Origin of the sequence: Bacillus sp. V2I10 (assembly GCF_030817055.1) — a bacterium.
Taxonomy (GTDB): Bacteria; Bacillota; Bacilli; order Bacillales; family Bacillaceae; genus Bacillus_P.
In genome coordinates, this window is the sequence record NZ_JAUSYV010000001.1 from 4956846 (window position 1) to 4978592 (window position 21747).

The following is a 21747-nucleotide window of genomic DNA, read 5'->3' on the forward strand; positions in this document are numbered from 1 at the left end:
CATTGTATCATGAGATTTTGGTGCATGTTACAATGAAAGATATTTTATTCTTCAGAATAATGAGGAACCAATATGAGACGAATTTCAATCTTATGGAAAATTACTGGCTTAATCTTCTTTATATTAGGGTTTTCTCTTTTTCTGGCAGGAATTGTTTTATTCGGCAATTATATAAGCGGAAAAGAAGAAGAGTTAAAGGCGCGTTCTTTCGTAACAGCGCAGACGATCGCTGAACTTCCTGAAGTGAAAGAAGCTCTTGAAAGCAGACAGAATGATCTTAATAAAGTAATCGACCGCCTAAGAATCATCAACAACGCAAATTATATTGTTGTTTTAAACATGGATCGTGAAAGACTGACACATCCCGTACTTGATATGATCGGTACCCGCTCACAGGGAAACGATGAAGGCCCGGCCTTTGCAGAACACTCCTACACATCTAAGGCAAATGGAGAAATCGGAACCGTCATGCGTGCATTTGCCCCTGTAATGAACGATGACCATGAACAAATTGGAGTCGTCCTTGCGGGATACAAACTTCCAGTCTTTATGGAAGTTCTGCAAAGCCTTGTGTTTGAAATCTTCATCACATCAAGTCTCTCTTTATTATTTGGGGGCTGGGGCGCCTGGATTCTGGCACGGCAAATTAAAAGACAGATGTTTCACCTCGAGCCACATGAAATTGCAAGGCTCCTTGTCGAGCGCACTGAAACATTTAATGCCATGCACGAAGGTGTAATAGCTATTGATACGAATGAAAAGATTACTATTTTTAATAATAAAGCCATGAAAATGATGCGGATTAACGGTCACGTGATTGGAAAATCCATCAGAGAAGTTATTCCAGATACCGCCTTGCCTGAAATTCTCAAGCTTGATCATGCGATATACAGCAAAGAGCTTAATGTCGGCAACCTGAACATTTTAAGCAATCGGGTTCCGATTAAAGTAAGCGGCCAAACGGTTGGAGCTGTGGCCATTTTTCAGGACAGGACCGAAGTGAAAAAGATGGCGGAAGAATTAACAGGCGTACGAGCTTTTGTAAACGCTTTACGTGTCCAAAATCATGAATACAATAATAAGCTCCATACGATTGCAGGTCTGATTCAGCTCGGGAATCACGAAAAAGCGCTCCAATTTGTCTTTCAAACCACTGAAGAGCAAGAAGAACTGATTCAATTTTTGAGTAAAAACATCAGAGATGAGAGCATTGCGGGATTGCTGCTCAGTAAAATCCGCCGGGGAACCGAACTTGGAATCAGCGTGGAAATTGATCCCAACAGCCAGTTTAATAGGTTCCCAGATAAGCTTGATCATCATGATTTTGTTCTCATCCTAGGGAACCTGATTGAAAATGCATTTGATTCTTTTAAACACCATCAAGGTCCCTTCCCTCATATTTTTATCAGCATTGAGCAGGATGCAGATATACTGACACTCTTAGTCGAGGATAATGGAAGCGGAATAAAAGCAGCAGATTACCCCCGCATTTTTGAACAGGGCTTTTCTACAAAGGGAGGCCGGGAACGGGGAATCGGGCTTTATTTAGTCAATCAGCTTGTTCAGCAGGCAAATGGCACGATCATGGCGGAGTCTGAAGAAGGGGCGGGAACAAGCTTCACAGTTACATTTTATATGGAGGAGATTTGATGCAGGTCAAACCAGTTTCCGTACTTCTGATTGAAGATGATTTAATGGTTCAGGAAGTGAATCGGGAGTTTTTAGATAGAGTGAATGGTTTTGAAGTTATTGGCATCGCATCAAATGGTGCCGAAGGCCTGGAGCTTGTGCGAAAGCTTGCTCCTGATCTGATTTTGATTGATATGTATATGCCCAAAATGAATGGTCTTGAGACCATTCAAGCCATTCGGGCTGAAGGACATGCCTCTGATATTATTGCGATAACGGCCGCAAGTGATATGGAAACAGTCCGAAATGTTCTGCTTCACGGAGCCGTTGATTATTTAATGAAACCATTCAAATTCGAACGGCTGAAGCAATCACTTGAAAACTATTCAGCCTACCGCAGCAAGCTGAAAGATAAATCCCGGCTGACACAAAATGAACTTGATTCCATCAGGTTTCAAAAAGAAGAGCCTAAAGAGAAAAAGGATTTGCCAAAAGGATTGCATGAGGTGACTCTCTATAAAATTCTCACCTATCTCACAAATCAAAGCGCTCCTGTTTCAGCTGAGAATGTAGCCTCAAGCGTGGGAATTGCCAGAGTAACAGCAAGACGATATCTTGAACACCTTGAACGAGAAGGAAAATTAGAGATTGATATTCAATATGGCGGTGTCGGGAGGCCTGTCAACAAGTATCTAATTTCAAAAAGAGTATAAAAAAGAGATGCAGCCACACCGGTTGCATCTCTTTTCATTATTGCGGCTAATAAGCAGAAATCCGGATGATTGTAAGAAAAAACAGCCGAAACATCCTTTATTTGGCCAAGCCAAAAAGTGGTTTGGCCGTATCTTTTCACATTTCGGCCGAAAAATTTTATAAACCAGCCGTATAAATTCAAAAAATGGCTGATAAATTTATCATTTCAGCGGTATGAAGTGATTCAGCTGAGCTAAACGGGTGATTTCGCTTTTCCTTGTCCAGCTCCGCCTCCTAACCCCTCGGTCAGAACAAATCGGCCTGTCGGGGCTGAACAGTCGGCTCCGCTTTTCTTATGACTTAACAGTAATTTTCTCAAGCGGCTGAGCATTTCCGTAAACCGGATACTCGCGTTTTGTCGGTGCTGCCCAATTAGCTGCATTCACTAATACTTTTTGAATTTCTTTGTTATGGTATGTCGGGTATGTTTCATGGCCAGGGCGGAAGTAGAAAATCTTTCCGTTTCCTCTTTGATATGTGCATCCTGAACGGAATACTTCTCCGCCTTCAAACCAGCTGACAAATACTAATTGATCTGGTGCCGGAATATCAAAATGCTCTCCGTACATTTCTTCTTTTTCAATTTCGATGTACTCGCCGATTCCTTCAGTAATTGGATGAGAAGGATCAACAACCCATAGACGCTCTTTGTCGTCGGCTTCGCGCCATTTTAGGTCACAAGATGTACCCATCAGCTTTTTAAAGATTTTTGAGAAATGTCCTGAATGAAGAACAACTAAGCCCATTCCTTCAAGTACACGTTTTTGAACTCGCTCAACGATTTCGTCAGTTACCTCATCATGTGCAAGGTGTCCCCACCAGAAAAGAACGTCAGTCCCGCTTAAAACTTCTTCTGTTAGCCCGTGCTCAGGCTGATCTAATGTAGCAGTCTCAGCATCAAACCCGTTTTCTTTTAATAAGTTAGCGATGGCGCCGTGAATGCCTTCAGGATAAATTTCTGCTACTGTTGGATTTTTTTGTTCATGGCGGTTTTCGTTCCAAACTGTAATTTTCATTGTTAAATCTCCCTATAATAAATTATTTTTAATATTTAATCTAATCTATCTATTTCAATATACAATATTCCAGCCTATTAATTAAGCCAAATTATTTAATTGACCCTTTCATTACTCCGCTGATGATCCATTTTTGTGCGAAAACATAGACAATAATCATCGGAATCAGTGCAAGCAGATACGAGGCAAATGCCAGGTTATAGTCTGTGCTGAACTGTGATTGGAAAATATACTGCACAAGCGGCAATGTTGCCATGTCGCTGTCGCTCAGAACGACGAGCGGCAGCAGAAAATCGTTCCATGCCCCAAGACATGTAAGGATGGCCACAGTTGCATTCATTGGTGCAAGCAGCGGGAAAATGACCTTCCAGAACACTCCCCAAGTTGTTGCGCCGTCTACTATTGCAGCTTCTTCCAATTCTTTCGGAATGGATCTTATATATCCTACATAGATAAAGATATTGAAAGATAGATTGTAGACAATGTACAAAATGACTAATCCCACAAGATTATCCATGCCCCACAATGCTGTTTGTCTTACGATTGGAAGCATAATGATCGGGAAAGGGATGAACATCGCACTAACAAAATAGTAAAATGTGAATTTATAAAACTTTTTATGCATGTTGCGTGCAATCGCATAAGCGACCATAGAATTCGTCAGGACAGTAAAAATAACGACTAATACAGTGACGAAAACGCTGTTTTTTAATGCATTGAAGAAATTCGTCATTTCTATCGCTTTCGCAAAGTTGTCAAAAGACCATGACTGCGGCAGAGCAAGCAAGTTTCCCGCAAGCTCCTGCGGTGTTTTAAAGGCAATGGTAATGGTTAAGTACAGCGGCAGGATAATGAACATTGCTCCTAAAATCAAGAGTATGGTGACAGGCCAGTTTGTCTTTTTGCTGATCATCAGTTGCCCACCTCTCTTTTTTCAAGAATCTTAAGCTGAAAGATAGAAAAGATAACAATAACAATAAAGTAAATGACCGCATTTGCAGACTGATAGGCAAATTCTCCGCCCTGAAAGCCGCCTCTATAGATCAGAAGCGAAATCGATTCTGTTGATTGACCTGGTCCTCCGCCTGTAAGGGCAACGATCTGGTCAAAAACCATCAGAAAACCTTTCATCGACAAAATCATATTAATTGTAAAAAATGGTGCAATCAGCGGAAAGGTGATTTTCCAGAACTTTGTCCAAATTCCAGCACCGTCAATGCTTGCAGCTTCATATAAATCCTCAGTAATGGTTACAAGACCTGCAAGGTACAAGATTGTATTGAACGCGATTGCCTGCCAAACAGCTACGATGACGATACCAACCCAGGCAAGGTTCGGATCACCCAGAATATTTTTAGATAATGCCTCCATTCCAAGGCCGCCTGCGATATCAGGCAGAAAATGCGTGAAAATGAAGTTGAAAATAAAACCAACGATCAGAATACTTAAGATATAAGGCATGAAATAGACAGCTCGAAGTGTTTTTTGAAACTTAATTTTTGCATTAAGCCCCATTGCCACAAGCAAGCTGAAAAAATTCACAAGAATCGTGGAAATAATGGCAAACTGAAAGGTGAAGCCGTACGCATTGAGTGCTCTTTCATCCTTAAATACATTCAGATAGTTTTTCAGACCGACAAAGTTCCACTCCCCGTATCCTCTCCAGTCCGTAAAACTGTAGAATATCCCCTGAAGGGCAGGATAGGTATGAAAAATAAAGAATAAGAGAACGGCAGGAACAGTCATGATGAGGAAAACTTTGTTTTTATTATTCATTGATTTATCTCCCTTCATAGAAATGCGGAACCGCCTGTTTAGCCCAGGCATGGCAGATAAGGATTCACCTGAAAAGTCCGGTTGTGACTTTTTCAGTGAATCTGTTCTGACCGAGGGGTTAGGCGGTACAGCTGGACAAAATAAAAATTATTAGCGATCCTCAACTTTCTCCCACTCTCTATCCATTTTCTTCAAGAAAGTGCTTTTCTTTTTCTCGATCAGAAATTCCTGAAGAATGTTTTCTGCTCCCATTCCTGCAGGAAAATAGTGATCTTGGAAACTGGTGATTTTTCCTTTTTCAAAGTTTACTTTTATTCCTCCGAAAACGGGATCCTCCTGATACACTCCCTTTATTGCAGAGAAAGCCTTTTGCTCATCAATGTAACGTTTTGCAGTCTCTTTCTTCAGCATAAACGCAAGGAATTTTTCGGCTTCTTTTTTGTGCTCGCTGTCTTTGCTGATGGTCAGCAGAACATCAACACCTGAAACAAGTTTGTTTTGCTCTGGGTCGTTCTTTACAGGCATCGGAAAAACGCCAAGTTCTGCTTCAGGATTTGCTTTTAAAATCTCAGGAATCGCCCAGTTCCCCTGAATATACATGACACCCTCGCCTGCTGCGAACGCATTGTTGCCATCGCCGTAGGCAATTCCAAAGTTGTCTTTGTGTCCGTATTCTGTAAGGGTCAGCATCTTGTCTGCGACTTCATCGTAGCTCTTTACAAATGACGTCTGTCCAGAGCTTTTCTTTTCTGCAAATTCTTCACCTGCCAGATTTCCTCCAAGAGAGTTCAAGGAAATCATTCCAGTCCATGCATCTTTAAGAGTCAAATAGATTGGTATTTCGCTGGCAGCTTTTGCTTTTTCCAATACGGCGATAAATTCATCCCACGTTTTCGGAACTTCAAGGCCAAGCTCTTCAAACTTCAGTTTGTTATAGATCACCGTGTTTGCGTTTGTCGCATATGGCAGTCCGTAGACCCCATCTTTATCAGGGCCTACTAAGCGGTCAATCATGTCCAGATAGGAAGGCTGGATGGAATCGATAAGATCTGTATCAGCAAAATCCTCAAGCACTCCTGCTCTTCCCAATTCACCGTATGTAGCATTTCCTGCAATCAGCATAACGTCAGGAATGTCATTCTTAATAAGCTTTGTCCGCAGCACGGTTTCTGCTTCCGGAGGAGAATCAAATTTGATCCTGATATCTGGATTTTCTGCTTCAAACTCTTCTATCAGACCTTTATATGTATTGATATTTTCAGATTTGTTGGAGAAAAGATTAAGCGTGACTTTCCCGTCCGCTTCTTCCCCTAAAGAGCATCCCGCTAATATGGCAGCCCCAAGCACCATGCCTGCGGCGAGTGCAGTAATTTTCTTGATCATTCATTTCGCCTCCCAGTTCAGAATAAGTAAACGTTTACTCTTTTCAGCAAAAAAAATTGGCGCTCTTCCTGCGTAAACGTTTACGTCATTTACAAAAAAGAAGAAGCTATTCCTCTTTTTTTATTACACTGCTTCTTTCCTTAATGGAATGCGGCATAATCCGGCTTTCTATGAGCTGATTGCCATTGATCATGTCAAATATCATTTTTGCTGCCTTTTCTCCCATTTCATAAAAGGGCTGAGCAAGTGAAGTTAACGGGGGTATCGACATTTCGGCAATACTCAAGTTATCGTAGCCGATAATCGATAATTCCTCGGGTATTCTTATGCCCTGCTGATAAGCTTCTGAAATCGCTCCAAAAGCAATTTCATCGCTTGCCGCAAAGATAGCTGTCACTTCAGGCGCCTGCTGTCTCATTTTCTTTAATCCTTCTATGCCGTCAGCGAAGGTAAATCCTTCACTGCAGACAATCTGGCTGTCATGAACAGGCAAACCGTGATCTATTAATGCATCCTTAAATCCATCAATTCTTGGTTTTCCTGCTATAAGATCATTTTGATTTCCGCTGATCATGCCGATCTGCGTGTGTCCTTTTTTAATTAAGTACTGAGCGGCAGAATACGCCGCATGCCTGTCATCCACTTTGACGTATGGCACTGAATAAGCACGTGATTCCGTCGATAAAAGGACTAGGGGAATATTCATTTTCTGAATAAATTCATAGTATTCCTCTTTTAGAATTTCACTCGTGAAAATAATTCCGTCAACACGCTTTTCATTAAGCAATTGCAGGTATTTCATTGTTTTTGAACCATTGGACTCTGTATGGCAGACAATCACGCTTGATCCAAGCTGATGAGCTGCTTTTTCTATTCCGGCTAACAGTTCCGTTACGAGCATACTTGAAAGAGCCGGAAATAATACACCAATTGTCGACGTTTTCTTATTGATAAGTCCTCTTGCAATGGCATTTGGATGGTAGTCCAATTCTTCAATCGCTTCAAGAACCTTCCGTTTTGTTTTTTCAGAGTAACCCTTCTGATTATTCAGAATTCTTGAAACGGTAGCAATCGAAACATTCGCCTTTTTTGCTACATCTTTGATGGTATAATTCATTTCCCACCTTCTCCCTGCTTTCACGTAAACGTTTTCGTAAATTTATAGTACCACCTTATGAAAGCATTTACAATATGGTAATAATTAATTTTTTTCTACCCTTGAGAGATATCAATTCTTGAAACATACTTGAGCATTTGCATTTGATTCACAAAGAAAGAGCCCGCAATGGACTCTCACTTCTTCTACTTCCACAAAAATCTGCCGACTTCCTCATCGACTTCTTTATTCTCATGCAATCCATTATGTGTAGCTTTCTTCGACACGATGACTTGTTCCCGGTAATGATCTGAAGCGACTACATTTTTTAAGGAAGTTGCACTCTTGACTGAGACCAGACCGTCGCCATCTACTTTTTTACTGATTTTACCTGCAATTGAGTAAACTTGTGTATTTGGATCAAAGTTATCTTTTTCTGAATATAATTCCTGAATCGCCTGTGAACCGGCAATTAAATCATGCTTTTTCTCATGATATCGTTTTTCAAATACTTCCCTCTGAATGCCTTTAAAAGGAGTTCCGATTGTAACGAGCTTTTCTACTTTAAGAAACTCTTTATCCTGTCTTGTTTCCTGAATATAATTGACAGAAACTAAGCCTCCCATAGAATGTGCAACGATATTAATTTTATCGTAACCATATTTTTCTTTTAAAAGTTTAAGAATATTGCCGAGTTCTAAGCTTGTCTTCTCAAAATTCGAATCGTTGTCTTCAAAATAAACCTGGATAAGGGGATTTTTCACTTTTTCGTCTGTCAGGGACTTACACTCCGCGACTCTCTTATCAGAGGTGCAAACAAGAGTTTTTTCTCCCCATTTATAATCCGACTGAAATCTTTCCATCATGCCTTCGAACGAATTCAGCGTGCCTCTATAGCCATGCACAAAGACCGTCGGCGTTCCTTCGTGCCCTGCATCACTGGCTCCATTTGAAATCTCAGGCTTTATAGTCTGAACGATAAAAACGATTGCTGCTAAACTGAAAGCTGCTATAAGTGCGATATTCTTTTTTAATTTCATTTATGGAATCCTCTCGTCTTCTGCAATTTTCTCGTCGTAAGCTATATGTATACCCTTTTTTTTTACTTTAAAACGGGCAACTTACCGGTTATTTTAGATAACCGAAATCTCTGCTCTCTATCTATTCTGTGTTTTTTTACACCTTAATTTTGCTTGCGAATTAAATACCCTTTTTTGCGAGTTGAACTGGAATTCCTGCGAGTTGGAGTTGCATTTTCGCTAATTGGCCAGCAATTTTTGCGAGTTGGGCTCCCCGGTACCACTCTTGATGCTCTATACACAGCTGAAACTCTTTCATTTTATGCTGTATCTTTTTTTAACTGGCCAACGGCAGCTAGAAATAGGCATTATTATGAGGTTTTTCATTGGAAATTTGAGCCTTGCGAATTGAATGCCCCTTTTTGCGAGTTGAACCGGGATTCCTGCGAGTTGAAATTGCATTTTCGCTAATTGGCCAGCGTTTTTTGCGAGTTGGGCTCCCCGGGTGCCAGTCTTGATGCTCTATACACAGCTGAAACTCTTTTATTTTATGCTGAATCTTTTTTTAACTGGCCAACGGCAGCTAGAAATAGGCATTATTATGAGGTTTTTTCATTGGAATTTGAGCCTTGCGAATTGAATTCTTTTATTTTATACTGAATTTTTTTTAACTGGCCAACGGCAGCTAGAAATAGGCATTATTATGAGGTTTTTTCATTGGAATTTGAGCCTTGCGAATTGAATGCCCCTTTTTGCGAGTTGAACCGGGATTCCTGCGAGTTGGAGTTGCATTTTCGCTAATTGAATAGCGATTTCTGCGAGTTGAGGGATTTAGTACCGTGACTGACGCTCTGTATAATGCGTCATTTTCCAGCTTACTTTCAGCCTGCATTCAATATCTGGCCGGAAGCTCCCTATCCTTTGCTTCTTTCCCCCTTTTTAGGCGATAATAAAAGTGAGATTTAGAACAGGAAGGGATCTGCTATGAAGAATTTAAAATTAAGTCTTTTGTTCATTGCTGTTGCTGCAGTCATTCTCGCAGGATGCAACCGTCCGCAGCTTAAGAATGAAGATTACAGTATGCAGGGTATATATAACGGAACTTGGGTAGACCGGGTAAAAGTGAAAGAGGAAGGCAATTTTGCCATCGTCAATTTCCCAGAGGATGGACAGGTTGCTGAGCTGACACTTGGACTGAAATCGAAGGATAACAAGATTCTGCGTGAGACCAAAACAAAAACGACTATTCACGGAAATGGCGATGGCCCTTTTAAAATAGAGGATCCTGCACTTGAAAAGCCGGTTGAAGGAACGATTTCCCTTCGAGGAGACGAAATTGTCATCAGCATTAACGGTCTTGATGAAAATCAGGAAAAAAAGCTTGGTCTTCATAACGGAACGAAGCTGTACAGCAAGGTCGATTATCAATTGAAGTAACGAATGGCATTAGCGATGCAGGATTCTGTTCATCTGCTGATGCTCTTTTATTTGGCGCCTGAATATAGGGAATCGTAAGGCGTTCCGTCAAATAAAAAATGGCAATCTGATTGTTTTGAACAATTTTTTCAATATAGGCAGATTCCATGATGATATTAGGATCTTCTGCTTTCAGAGCTGTCTCATTCACTTTATCTTTTAAGTACATCCATTCTGCTTTTGTATGAAAATATTGGCCTTCTTCAAGTTTTTTTACATAATGGCCAGCACTCTAATGTCCTCAGGTAAACCTATCATTAGGCCGCGGATGACCGTTTGGTATGCATGCTGTAAATTGGCCTTTTTCCCCGCCGATGTTCCCACAATTAAAGCAGACCCAATTTGATCAAAAAAAAGAATTGTATTTTCCTCGAGATAGGGTCATTTAACCAACCCATTTGTTTTTAATTAGTATGTATCCTGCATTCTTATATCCTGTTTTTAACAATTAAGCTGCTTTTAAGGTTTCGATAACAATGTGTAAAACTTCAGCTGATAGACTTGTGAGAGTGCAAGAATAGGAGCTGACTAAATGAATGCATTTTCAGAACTGCTGCATGTAAATTGATGATTTCAAGACATTTTGGAGATCACTCGCAAGCGGAGCAAACTTATTGTTTGCTGCTCTGTTTTTTGTCGGTCTCGCCGGAAATATAGGTGACACAAAAAAAGAAATGGAAACATGCAGGAAATCCTTAACAAATACACTGATTTGAATTAAGGTAATGAAGGACAGAAAGGGGAAGATTTCCTTGATTCATACATGCAAAATTCTATTAGTGGACGATGAAGAAGCCATTATCAAGCTCGTCCGAACTGTTATGCAAAAAGAAGGCTTTTTACATATAGATGAATCCTTAACGGGAGCAAGCGCTCTTAAGGCAATTGAGAATAGACAATATGACTTAATCGTGCTTGATATCATGCTGCCTGATATAAGCGGATTTGAGCTTTGCCCGCTTATTAAACAAAAAACAGATGCGCCAATTATTTTTTTAAGCGCAAAAAGCAGTGATCTCGACAAATTATCAGGCTTTGCATATGGAGCTGATGACTATATTACAAAGCCTTTTAATCCTCTAGAAGTTGCAGCACGCGCTAAAGCTCTTTTAAAACGCACCATGCCTCAATCCAATCAAAAGACTGCTGCAGAGGAGCGGTATGAGTATGAACGCTTCAGCATAAATGTTTCTTCAGCAGAACTGACCGTAGCGAATCGGACAGTTGACTGCTCCGCGCAGCTTTTTCAGCTGCTGATTTTCTTCTGCAAACATCCAAATCGTGTATTTACCAAACATCAGCTTTATGAAAACGTCTGGAATGAGCATTACATGGTCGATGATAATACGGTAATGGTCCACATCAGGAAGCTCCGAGAGAAAATTGAAGAAAATCCAAGTCAGCCGAGATACATCAAAACAATCAGAGGTCTTGGCTACAAATTTGTGGATGACAGGGTCAAACCATGAACTTAAAAAGAAAGCTCACTCGTTTTTTTATTTTTCATATGATTGTCTGGTTTATTCTCTTTTTGACCATCACGGGAGCATCACTCGCGATCTTGATGACACAGGATTTCAATAACATGCTTGAAAAAGAAGTGAAACGCATTGACCCGCTGTACATAGGAGATATTTTTCAGTTTTCAGATGATAACATCTCGCTTGACAAGTCTGCCAGAGATGCAATTAAAAAACAGAATGGCTGGCTGCAGGTAATTGATGAGGAAGGGGCCGTAGTCTTTTCGTACTTGACACCTTCTTCCATTCCGAAAAAATATTCTCTGCAGCACTTTTTTGCAGATGCTGAAAGATCCTTTCACTATGACCAGACGTATTGGATGCTTCACCAGGAAGAAGATTCCTATATAGTCCTCTACGGAAAGCATTCCGCTAATACCGATCTGATGTCTGACCTTAAAGATAACGGCCTTTCATTTAATGAGAAGCCAGTGCTTTCAAAAGAAATGCAGGCCGATTTTTCAAAACAAAAAGCCTGGCTTGCGGTTTATGATTCTGAGTACTCATTAATTTACTCTCATAATAAACAAAATAAAAATCTGCCAAAATACTTCGAGATCATGTCTTATAAAAAAGAACCGTGGAATCATAAAACGTCTATTTCCACTTATGCCGATCCGGCAACCGGCTATAAATATGTCATTGGTTCGCCAAATAAAGAGTACTTCCCCGACGATCAGTTTGACAGCAGTCTCATGATCTCTTTATTCAAATGGATAATCGTTTTCGTACTTTTCACTGGAATCTTATTTTTTATTATCTCTATCTGGTATTCAAATAAGCTTGGAAAGCCGCTGCTTCATACGATTCTATGGCTTGAAAATCTCGCCACTGGACGATACGCGGAACCTCTTTCTAAAAAAGGCGTCCGGGCAAGCTCGAGACAAAACGGAAAGTTAAAAAACTCTTTTAGAATTTATCACGACATTATCTACTCTCTCAATGTGCTTACCTCTAACTTAATTCAAAAGGATAAAGACAGGGCCATGATGGATGAAAGAAGAGAAGGGTGGATTACAGGACTGTCTCATGATTTGAAGACGCCTTTAAGCTCGCTTTACGGCTATGCATATATGCTGGAGTCTGATCAATATGACTGGACAAAGGAAGAGGTTCAGGATTTCGCAGGAATTATGAAAGACAAAGCAAGCTATATGACATCTTTGATTGAAGACTTCAATCTGACCTATCGGCTGAAAAATAATGCTCTTCCGCTTCATATTGAAACAGAGGAAATGAATGAAACAATCAGAAGATCCATTGTGCATTTTTTAAATGACCCGCTTTATCAAGAACGGGAAATAGATTTTCACCCTTCAGAAGATGAAATCTATTATCCTATTGATAAAAGATGGTTTCAACGCATTATTGAAAACCTTGTTGCTAACGCATTCAAGCATAATCCATCTTCAACAGAGGTTGGAATTTCGATGAAAAAAGAAGAAGAGTACTTCTCTATCCTGATTAAAGACTCTGGCAATGGGATGGATGCGGCAACAAAGGATAATCTGTTTGACCGTTATTTCAGAGGAACAAACACAGAAGAATCAACAAAAGGGACCGGACTCGGACTTGCCATTGCAAAGCAGCTGATTCTTGCTCATAATGGCGAGATCGCCGTCTGGAGCGAGCTTGGCAAAGGTACAGTTATTACGCTTAAATTCCCGCTTTAAATTCTTTTCCAGGCCCGTCCACTTCAGGAACGGGCCTGTTTCATTAGATTTATTTTACAATCTGAAAATGATGTTCATTTTACAGACTCTATGCTATTTTTTTTATAGTGGATTATTCCCCTGAAAACAGGAGATTCCCGCCATTTATTGTAAGCGCTTTATACTAGTTTGTGCAAAGGGGGCTGTTGTATTTTATGAAAAGAAAGGATTTGATTTACAGCTTATTTAAGCAGCAGAGCAGGGTCTCCTATTCTGCCGCTGAAATTTCAGAATTGCTTCAGCTTGACCGTGCAAATGTAAGCAGCGATCTGAATAAACTCGTGAAAGAAGGCCTGCTGTCAAAGTCTTCATCAAGACCTGTCGTTTTCTTTTTAAATGCTGATCGTGATCTGGGAGCTGATAAACTCAAGGGAAGTTTATTAGACTCTTTTCAAAAGGAAAACCGCAGTTTACGGACAGCCATTGATCAGGCTAAATCAGCTATTCTATATCCTCCACATGGCATGCATACGCTCATTTTCGGTGAAACAGGCGTCGGAAAATCCATGTTTGTATCCATCATGCATAAATTTGCGCTGGAAGCAGGCCGGCTGCATGAAACGGCTCCTTTTGTTGTCTTTAATTGTGCGGACTACGCAAATAACCCTCAGCTTTTGCTTGGCCAGCTGTTCGGTGTAAAAAAAGGTGCCTATACAGGTGCAGTTGAGCAAAAAGGGCTGATTGAGAAAGCAGACGGCGGCATTTTGTTTTTAGATGAAGTGCATCGTCTTACACCAGAAGGACAGGAGATGCTGTTTACATTTATTGACGGGAGCACCTACCGCAGACTGGGAGAATCAGAGAATGAACGGACGGCACAGGTTCTCATTCTGGCTGCTACAACAGAGGATCCTGTCTCTTCCCTGCTCGGGACATTCAAGCGGAGAATGCCGATGTTTATCACACTCCCCCCGCTTAGGGAACGCTCCTCTGAAGAACGGCTGCTGTTAATAAAACGCTTCTTCACAGATGAAAGCATTCGCCTGGGGAAAGAAATCTCAGTCTCAACGAATACCATCAGGGCATTACTCTTTTATCCTTGCACAAGCAACATTGGCCAGCTGAAAGCAGATATTCAGCTGACATGCGCTAAAGCCTATGCCGACTATGTCACCAATAAAAAACAAAGTATTCATATCCGGTCTTCAGACCTGAACTGGTATATCAAAGAAGGTCTGTTTATTGAAAAGAAAACGAAGCACACTCTTATTCAAATGAATGAACAGTACACATTCAGCCCGACTGAGTCTTATTCGGTACAGAGTCAGCCTTCGTTTGACCATTCTATCTATGAACATATTGATATGAAATATGAGGAACTGAAAAATCGGGATATTGATCAAGCAGAGCTTGCGATGCTGATGGACCATAACATTCAGTCTCTTTTCAAACAATATTTAAAACAAACGATTCAGCAGATGAGCAAAGATAACCTCCAAAAAATTCTGTCAGCTGAGATTGTAAAAGTCAGTGAAAAAATCATTCATTTAGCTGAAAAAAGATTAAACCGCACATTTAATGAGAAGGTATTTGTAGGCTTGTCCCTTCACCTGCAAACCTTAATGCAGCGTCTTGAATCCCACAAATCAATCTACCATCCCAATTTAACGGCGATACGCGAGCAGTACCGGGATCAGTTCAATGTGGCCATAGAAAGTATGAGGCTCGTAGAGGACACGTTTTCGATCACGATACCATTTGATGAAGTTGCGTTTCTTACGATGTTTTTCGTTGTCGATTCTGATGAAACGCCAAGCTTTCAAACCGCAGTCTTCGTTTTGGCGCATGGAAATGGAATTGCAAGAGAGATGGCCGCCGTAACCAACCATCTGCTTGGAAATGAAGACGTCACTGGCATTGATATGCCGCTCCATGAATCGCCTGAGGAATTTTTGCAGCGTGTTAAAAGAGAAATGCAGCCTCTGAACCATTGCACCGGACTGCTCCTGTTAATCGATATGGGGTCTCTTGCCTTCATCGGAGAAATGATTGAAACGGAGTTTTCTATTCCCGTTAAAGTTATACCTATGGTCAGCACCGCCCATGTCATCGAAGCATCACGAAAAGCAAGCCTTGGCTATCACTTGGATGAGCTCTACGAGGATGTTAAAAATTTAACACCGTTTTATATGCAGACTCAAAAAGAGAAGCGATCAAACAGCAAGACGCTGAAATCAGTGATCCTGACCGCCTGCTTAACCGGTGAAGGCAGTGCGATTGCCATTAAAAATATCCTTGAAAATTATCTGCATTTTAATAAAGAAATCATCGAAATTTTGCCGATCAGCATTTTTGACCGAAAAGAAATGCAAAAGATGCTGACTAATATATCAAAGGAGCGCAGCATCCTCTGTGTAGTCTGCAACTTTGACATTACCTTGCCTTACAGAACCATTCATGTCCAGGATATCCTGAATATGAAAGAGATCAAGACGATTCAAGAGCTGATTACTCATGAAGAAACGTATATTAAAATGGCTGATGCCCTGCAGCAGACTCTCACAATTGACGATGCAGGCGAAGTCATTACAATTGTGCGAAACGTTTTAAACGATCTCCAGCTGCAGACAAATACATATTTAAATCATGAAAGTCTGATGGGCATTGTTCTTCATATCAGCTGCATGCTGGACCGGCTCCGGAAAAATCAGCCGTTTGTCAGCTATCCTGATAAAGATGCGAAAATCAATGAACATTATCTTCTCTATTTAAAAATCAGAAAAGCGCTCAATAAAATCGAAGAAGCTTATCAAATTGCCATTCCGAATGATGAAGTATGTTTCATTATGGATTTCTTATTAAAAAATGAGAGCAGTGCTACAACTGAAAAAACGTCCGTCTGATATAATCAGACGGACGTTTTTTAATTATAAAAGCAATATTTGTAAATAATAAGACAATTCTAAAACAAGGTAAAAGATTAAAACGAAGGGGTTAACCAATGGAGAGAAATTATGCAATAGACTTTATAAAATTTTTTGCGATCTTTGCTGTAGTAGTGATACATACTTTTCCATTAGATAGTCAGATTGGATTATTTATTCTTGATAACCTTTCTAGATTCGCAGTTCCTTTCTTCTTTGTTGCTTCAGGTTATTTGTTCGGAATTAAAATATTAAATACCAGAGAGTCTGTTGTATATTTCAAAAGGTATGTTATAAAAATAGTTAAAATTTACGTTTGCTGGCTCATTTTTTATACAATATACGATGTTCTCGTCATATATCTAAGTGACCTTCTAAAAAATACATACTTATTTCCCTCAACTATTATGGTTAGTATGAGTAAAGCCTGTTGCATTTGTCAAACAATGTTTTATTTGATTTTATGTCATATTGAACACTATTTTGTTTGTAATAAATTGCAGCTCTCACTGAATTTGACGTTTCCTCTCACAATGTTCATATTTTCCTCTGACGCCGATCGTAAGGAAGCTATATGCTGAATCCCCGTTGCAAAATTACCTAATTTGAATATTAGACAGCAAAAAAAGCTGAAGTGATTCTTCAGCTTTTTTTTGTATCTTTTGCAGTTTCTTCTGTCTCTAAAATCACTTCCTTCTTAATACACTATTCGGCACACATTAATTTTCTTATATCCCCTTCATTAGTTTCATTTGGACGTTTTGCTCTTGATCAGCAAGCTATACACGTCGAGATGCCATTAATATAGACAGTTCATTGCTTCTCTGCAAGCAGTAGGAAGAACCCTTTAATAGAGCTTCATCAATATAAGCAGGATGACACATGACTTCAACACGAATATCCCCTTGATATGATTCTTTCAAATCATTAAAATAATCCGGACTTAAATCATCACCGTAAAAAGTATGCACAAATACATCAGAGAACGCTTGCAGTCCTTCTTTTTCCCCTTCCCAAAAACGCCTTACCGGCAAATCATACTTATTTGCAAGATTCATTATAACCTGTTCTAGTACTGGCCATGAATGAACATGATGATGACTGTCAAGATGAGAAGGAGTAAGGCCAAATGACAAAAACCGCTGAATTTGCGTCTCCCATTCATTCTCAACTTCGGCAACATTTAAATTCTGATTTTTGTTAGGATCATTCTTAATCTTAAAGTAGCCGTTATCATCTATTAAAGAAGGTACTTGATCGCTTACAGCCCTCCCGCAAGTAAGCGTTAAGTGAATGCCAATCTGCAGCTCGGGATGCTCCTTAGCAAGCGAAACGGCGTGCTGTACACCAGGCATATTCACCATCATTGTCGCTGAATTTACAATACCATCTGTATGTGCATCAATGATTCCGTAATTTACACCCCGTGAATAACCAAAATCATCTGCATTGATAATAAAATGAGGCATAAGATTCCTCCTGTCTTCTGATAAGGCTATTTTTGCATCGTTATTTTTTTGAAAATGACAGACCCCATTTTCTTCGCCAATACCAAACTTGAAAAATACCATTAACGATAAGATACTTCCTTGAAAAACTGCGGAAGGTGTTCTTTATGCGCTTCTAGCATTTCATCAAGGATTTGCTTTGCCACACGGTCTGAAGGAACGAGAGGATTAATGGTCATAGCGAGCAAAGCCGTTTCATAGCTGCCTGTTACTGCTGCCTCTGCCGCTACTCTTTCAAACGATTTAATTTGCTGAACTAGCCCGTTAACAGCCACAGGCAGCTCGCCCACCGCAATCGGCTTCGGACCTTCTTTTGTAATGATGCAGTCCACTTCTACTGCTGAGTCAAAAGGAAGACTTGTAATCGCTCCATTATTTTGAACATTCACTGGCTGAATGTCCCCTTTATTATTGTAAATGGAGTTAATTAAGCTGCAGGCGGCATCACTGTAATACGCTCCTCCGCGTTTTTCCAGCTGCGGCGGCTTGATCGAAAGATTTGGGTCTTTATAAAGTTCAAACAGATCTTCTTCAAGCTGTTTCACGACTTCTCCTCTGCACCCTTTTACAGCTGCTTCTTCCTTCTCTTGCTCAAGCATTTCCCTTGTTTTATAGTAATAGCGGTGATATGGACACGGAATTGCCTGCAGCGCTTTCAAAAATTGAGGCTCCCATTCAAGCGAGGCTATGTTTTGCATCGACATTTGCTGATCCTCGGCAATCAGTTTATCGATAATCTCCGCTGTTTTGTCCTTCCCATCTAAATATACACGCAATCCGAATACCATATGATTCAATCCTGCAAAATCAATTTGGATTCTCCCGCTTTCAACATTCAGGACTTTTGCAATGTGCATCTTCATCCCGATTGGAACATTGCACAAGCCTACTACCTTCTTAATCTTGCTGTATCTTAAAACAGCTTCTGTGACCATTCCTGCTGGATTAGTAAAGTTAATCAGCCAAGCATCCGGACAAAGTTCCTCCATATCACGGCAAATATCAAGGATGACTGGAATCGTCCGAAGCCCTTTAAATAAGCCGCCAGGACCATTCGTCTCTTGTCCGATGACATTATATTTAAGCGGAATTTTCTCATCCAATATTCGGGCATCTATGGAGCCGATACGCATTTGGGTCGTTACAAAATCCGCACCTTTCAGTGCAAGTCTTCGATCTGTTGTTAGAGAAACCTTTATTGGAAGTCCTGCTTTTTCAATCATTCTCTTGGCCAATTGTCCGACAATCTCCAGTTTTTCCTTGCCGGCTTCGATGTCAACGAGCCAGATTTCCGATACAGGAAGCTCGCTGCAGCGTTTGATAAATCCTTCAATTAATTCCGGTGTATAGCTTGAACCGCCGCCAATCGTTACAATTTTCATCACATTCACCTCATTAAAATTAATAAGAAAAGCGCAAGTGCCCGTTTAGCTCAGTCATGACAGAGTTCTGGCAAAGGAGCTGGGCAAACTAGACATCAATGCGCAAAACTTTTATTTCCCTATTACTAAAAAAAAGAAAGGAGACACAAGCAATGAGTTTCCAAATTCAGTGTTGAGACAAAAAAGAGGAATCATATGGACTCTATAAGTAACCAAATCCAAGATAGAGCCTGAAAAGAGGAATCATTCGTACCCTATGAGTAACCAAATCCAGGATTGAGCCAAAAAAGAGGAATCATTCGCACGCAATGAGTATCCAAATTCAGTGTTGAGCCAAAAAAGAGGAATCATATGGACTCTATAAGTAACCAAATCCAAGATAGAGCCTGAAAAGAGGAATCATTCGCACCCTATGAGTACCCAAATCCAGGATTAAGCCAAAAAAGAGGAATCATTCGCACGCAATGAGTATCCAAATTCAGTGTTGAGCCAAAAAAGAGGAATCATATGGACTCTATGAGTAACCAAATCCAAGATAGAGCCTGAAAAGAGGAATCATTCGCACCCTATGAGTAACCAAATCCAGGATTGAGACAAAAAAGAGGAATCATTCGCACGCAATGAGTATCCAAATTCAGTGTTGAGACAAAAAAGAGGAATCATATGGACTCTATGAGTAACCAAATCCAAGATAGAGCCTGAAAAGAGGAATCATTCGCACCCTATGAGTACCCAAATCCAGGATTAAGCCAAAAAAGAGGAATCATTCGCACGCAATGAGTATCCAAATTCAGTGTTAAGCCAAAAAAGAGGAATCATATGGACTCTATGAGTACCCAAATCCAGGATTGAGACAAAAAAGAGGAATCATTCGCGCGTTAACAGTGCGTTCTCCTTCACTCTTTTTTTCAGTTTTTTTCTTCGATCTTTTTGTGCAAATAGATAATCTCATGTGTCAGCTCGCGGACCGTGATCGTATTCATCAAATGATCCTGGGCATGCACTAAAAGGATGGACACTTCTGCTTTCTGACCGCGCGCTTCCTCTTGAATAAGTCCTGTTTGAGAATGATGAGCCTCTGTCAGCTCTTTTTTTGCCAGTTCAAAACATGCTTCCGCTTCTTCAAAGTTTCCTTCTCTTGCATATTGCATCGCTTCAATTAGTGAACTGCGTGCATTGCCGCTGTGAAGAATGATTTGGAAGGCCGTTTGTTCAATCGAAATGCTTGCTGTCATGGTCTTGCTTCCTCCCTTTCATTAAACAGATAAATTGTTATTGCCCGCTGCTGTTTGTTCTTTTATTTTTTTCGTATCAATCCGCTCCTGCATGATGACAAATGGCAGATAGATAGCAATCGAGATAACAAGATTGATTCCTGCCATAACGGCTCCTGATAGATGGGCTCCAGTTGCAAGGTAACCGCCGATAATCGGAGGTGTAACCCAAGGAATGTTCGTAACAACAGGATGGACAAGACCAATGTCTATGGCTAAATAAGATGTAATCGTCAAGACGATTGGTGTTGAGATAAATGGAATGAGCCAGATTGGATTCAGCACAATCGGCAATCCGAATAAGACAGGTTCGTTAATCTGGAAGACTCCCGGCGGCATGCCGAGGGCTACAATTTGCTTGCGCTTTTTCGAAGCAACAAGCAAGGCAATTAATAGTCCAAGAGTTGCTCCTGATCCACCTAAGAAAACAAAGGCATCGAAATATGGACCTGCCATAACAGCATATTTGCTGAGATCATCAACCCCGGCAGCAGCCAGGTCAATATTCTTGTTTCCAAGCTGTGTAAATAAAGGCGTTGTAATTCCTCCAAGAATATTTGGGCCATGTAAACCAATTGCCCAAAACGCATGAATAAGAAACGCAAGTAAAATGGCAAACGGCAGAGAATCGGCTGCATTTGTAAGCGGTGCAACAAGCACTTGGTTCAGCCAGTCATTTAAATACATGCCATTTGCTGCTTTTCTGAATAGCAAACCGGCAAGACCGAACACAAAAATGGTAATCATTCCAGGAACGAGCTTTGCAAAAGCTCTTGCAACTGCCGGCGGTACACCATCTGGAAGTTTGATGACTAAAAACTTCACTCTGGCCAATCTGACAAAAACTTCTGTTGCAAGAAGAGAAACTACGATTCCTGTAAACAAAGCAGTAGAGTTTAAATACGTATTGCTGATAAAGCCCCATGCGTCCCCTGTTTCAGGTTTATCTGCAATCGTCAGTGTTACTTTTGCAACTTGCGGAACAAGGACGAAAAATGATGCCAGTGCAACAAGCATGGCTTCAAATCCATCGTCATCATATGACCTTGCAAGTTTATAGGCAATTCCAACGACAGCAAATACTGTCATGAACGCAAAGGTGCCCCACCATATATCTCCGCCAAGAGTTGTCCACGTATCCCCGAAAATCCATACCATCATTTTTTGATAAGGTGGAATGGCTGCGCCTAAATTGTTAAACAGGACGGCAAACGAACCGATCATCGTTATAGAAATCATACCAATAAGTGCATCGCGAATCGCTAATAAATGACGGTTATTTCCAAATTTAACAGCACCCGGAAGAATATACTTTTCAATAAACTCCATCATCATCTTT

Annotated in this window: 17 protein-coding genes; 7 read left to right on the forward strand and 10 right to left on the reverse strand. The window is 40.5% G+C overall.

The window, feature by feature from the left end; genetic code table 11:
* Window positions 1-72: 72 nt before the first annotated feature.
* Both QFZ72_RS25040 and QFZ72_RS25045 read left to right on the forward strand, forming a co-directional pair.
* On the forward strand, window positions 73-1650 hold the full coding sequence (locus QFZ72_RS25040; RefSeq protein ID WP_307438818.1) for an ATP-binding protein: 1578 nt from the start codon (window positions 73-75) through the stop codon (window positions 1648-1650).
* Window positions 1650-2342 carry a response regulator gene (locus QFZ72_RS25045; protein WP_307438819.1) on the forward strand — a complete coding sequence of 231 codons (693 nt, stop codon included), beginning with the start codon at window positions 1650-1652 and terminating at the stop codon, window positions 2340-2342. The genes QFZ72_RS25040 and QFZ72_RS25045 overlap by 1 nt, the downstream gene beginning before the upstream one ends.
* A gap of 333 nt (window positions 2343-2675) precedes the next feature.
* Here the strand turns inward: QFZ72_RS25045 and QFZ72_RS25050 are convergent, their stop codons facing one another.
* The 6 genes from QFZ72_RS25050 to QFZ72_RS25075 all read right to left on the reverse strand — a co-directional run bounded on the left by QFZ72_RS25050 (window position 2676) and on the right by QFZ72_RS25075 (window position 8693).
* Window positions 2676-3398, reverse strand: coding sequence for a ThuA domain-containing protein (locus QFZ72_RS25050; protein ID WP_307438820.1), 723 nt, complete (start codon window positions 3396-3398; stop codon window positions 2676-2678).
* 91 nt (window positions 3399-3489) lie between these two features.
* The gene (locus tag QFZ72_RS25055; protein ID WP_252203636.1) at window positions 3490-4311 is read right to left on the reverse strand and encodes a carbohydrate ABC transporter permease; all 822 of its coding nucleotides are present in this window, start codon (window positions 4309-4311) and stop codon (window positions 3490-3492) included.
* Complete coding sequence (locus tag QFZ72_RS25060; protein WP_307438822.1) at window positions 4311-5174, reverse strand: carbohydrate ABC transporter permease; 864 nt, start codon at window positions 5172-5174, stop codon at window positions 4311-4313. Before QFZ72_RS25060 ends, QFZ72_RS25055 begins: the two co-directional genes overlap by 1 nt.
* A 150-nt stretch (window positions 5175-5324) precedes the next feature.
* Entirely contained in the window at window positions 5325-6557 is a 1233-nt protein-coding gene (locus QFZ72_RS25065; RefSeq protein WP_307438823.1) for an ABC transporter substrate-binding protein, read from the reverse strand.
* Between the two features lie 106 nt (window positions 6558-6663).
* The gene (locus QFZ72_RS25070; protein ID WP_307438825.1) at window positions 6664-7698 is read right to left on the reverse strand and encodes a LacI family DNA-binding transcriptional regulator; all 1035 of its coding nucleotides are present in this window, start codon (window positions 7696-7698) and stop codon (window positions 6664-6666) included.
* Window positions 7699-7859: 161 nt separating this feature from the next.
* Window positions 7860-8693 (reverse strand): alpha/beta fold hydrolase, encoded by an 834-nt coding sequence (locus QFZ72_RS25075; RefSeq protein ID WP_307438827.1) that lies wholly within the window; start codon window positions 8691-8693, stop codon window positions 7860-7862.
* Between the two features lie 963 nt (window positions 8694-9656).
* Between QFZ72_RS25075 and QFZ72_RS25080 the strand changes: the two genes are divergently transcribed.
* From QFZ72_RS25080 to QFZ72_RS29650, 5 genes are all read left to right on the forward strand, one after another.
* Window positions 9657-10109, forward strand: coding sequence for a hypothetical protein (locus tag QFZ72_RS25080; RefSeq protein WP_307438829.1), 453 nt, complete (start codon window positions 9657-9659; stop codon window positions 10107-10109).
* 794 nt (window positions 10110-10903) lie between these two features.
* Complete coding sequence (locus tag QFZ72_RS25085) at window positions 10904-11617, forward strand: response regulator transcription factor (RefSeq protein WP_307439999.1); 714 nt, start codon at window positions 10904-10906, stop codon at window positions 11615-11617.
* Complete coding sequence (locus QFZ72_RS25090; protein WP_307438831.1) at window positions 11614-13341, forward strand: sensor histidine kinase; 1728 nt, start codon at window positions 11614-11616, stop codon at window positions 13339-13341. Before QFZ72_RS25085 ends, QFZ72_RS25090 begins: the two co-directional genes overlap by 4 nt.
* 194 nt (window positions 13342-13535) lie before the next feature.
* Window positions 13536-16223, forward strand: a complete 2688-nt coding sequence (locus tag QFZ72_RS25095) for a sigma-54-dependent transcriptional regulator (protein WP_307438833.1) — start codon at window positions 13536-13538, stop codon at window positions 16221-16223.
* Between the two features lie 98 nt (window positions 16224-16321).
* Entirely contained in the window at window positions 16322-16825 is a 504-nt protein-coding gene (locus QFZ72_RS29650; RefSeq protein WP_373464637.1) for an acyltransferase family protein, read from the forward strand.
* Window positions 16826-17023: 198 nt separating this feature from the next.
* Here QFZ72_RS29650 and chbG read toward each other — a convergent pair whose 3' ends face one another.
* The 4 genes from chbG to QFZ72_RS25115 all read right to left on the reverse strand — a co-directional run bounded on the left by chbG (window position 17024) and on the right by QFZ72_RS25115 (window position 21740).
* The gene (gene chbG / locus QFZ72_RS25100) at window positions 17024-17713 is read right to left on the reverse strand and encodes a chitin disaccharide deacetylase (RefSeq protein WP_307438835.1); all 690 of its coding nucleotides are present in this window, start codon (window positions 17711-17713) and stop codon (window positions 17024-17026) included.
* 101 nt (window positions 17714-17814) lie between these two features.
* Complete coding sequence (locus QFZ72_RS25105) at window positions 17815-19134, reverse strand: 6-phospho-beta-glucosidase (protein ID WP_373464638.1); 1320 nt, start codon at window positions 19132-19134, stop codon at window positions 17815-17817.
* 908 nt (window positions 19135-20042) lie between these two features.
* Window positions 20043-20357 (reverse strand): PTS lactose/cellobiose transporter subunit IIA, encoded by a 315-nt coding sequence (locus tag QFZ72_RS25110; RefSeq protein ID WP_307440001.1) that lies wholly within the window; start codon window positions 20355-20357, stop codon window positions 20043-20045.
* A 33-nt stretch (window positions 20358-20390) separates the two neighbouring features.
* Complete coding sequence (locus QFZ72_RS25115; RefSeq protein ID WP_307438840.1) at window positions 20391-21740, reverse strand: PTS sugar transporter subunit IIC; 1350 nt, start codon at window positions 21738-21740, stop codon at window positions 20391-20393.
* Window positions 21741-21747: the final 7 nt, after the last annotated feature.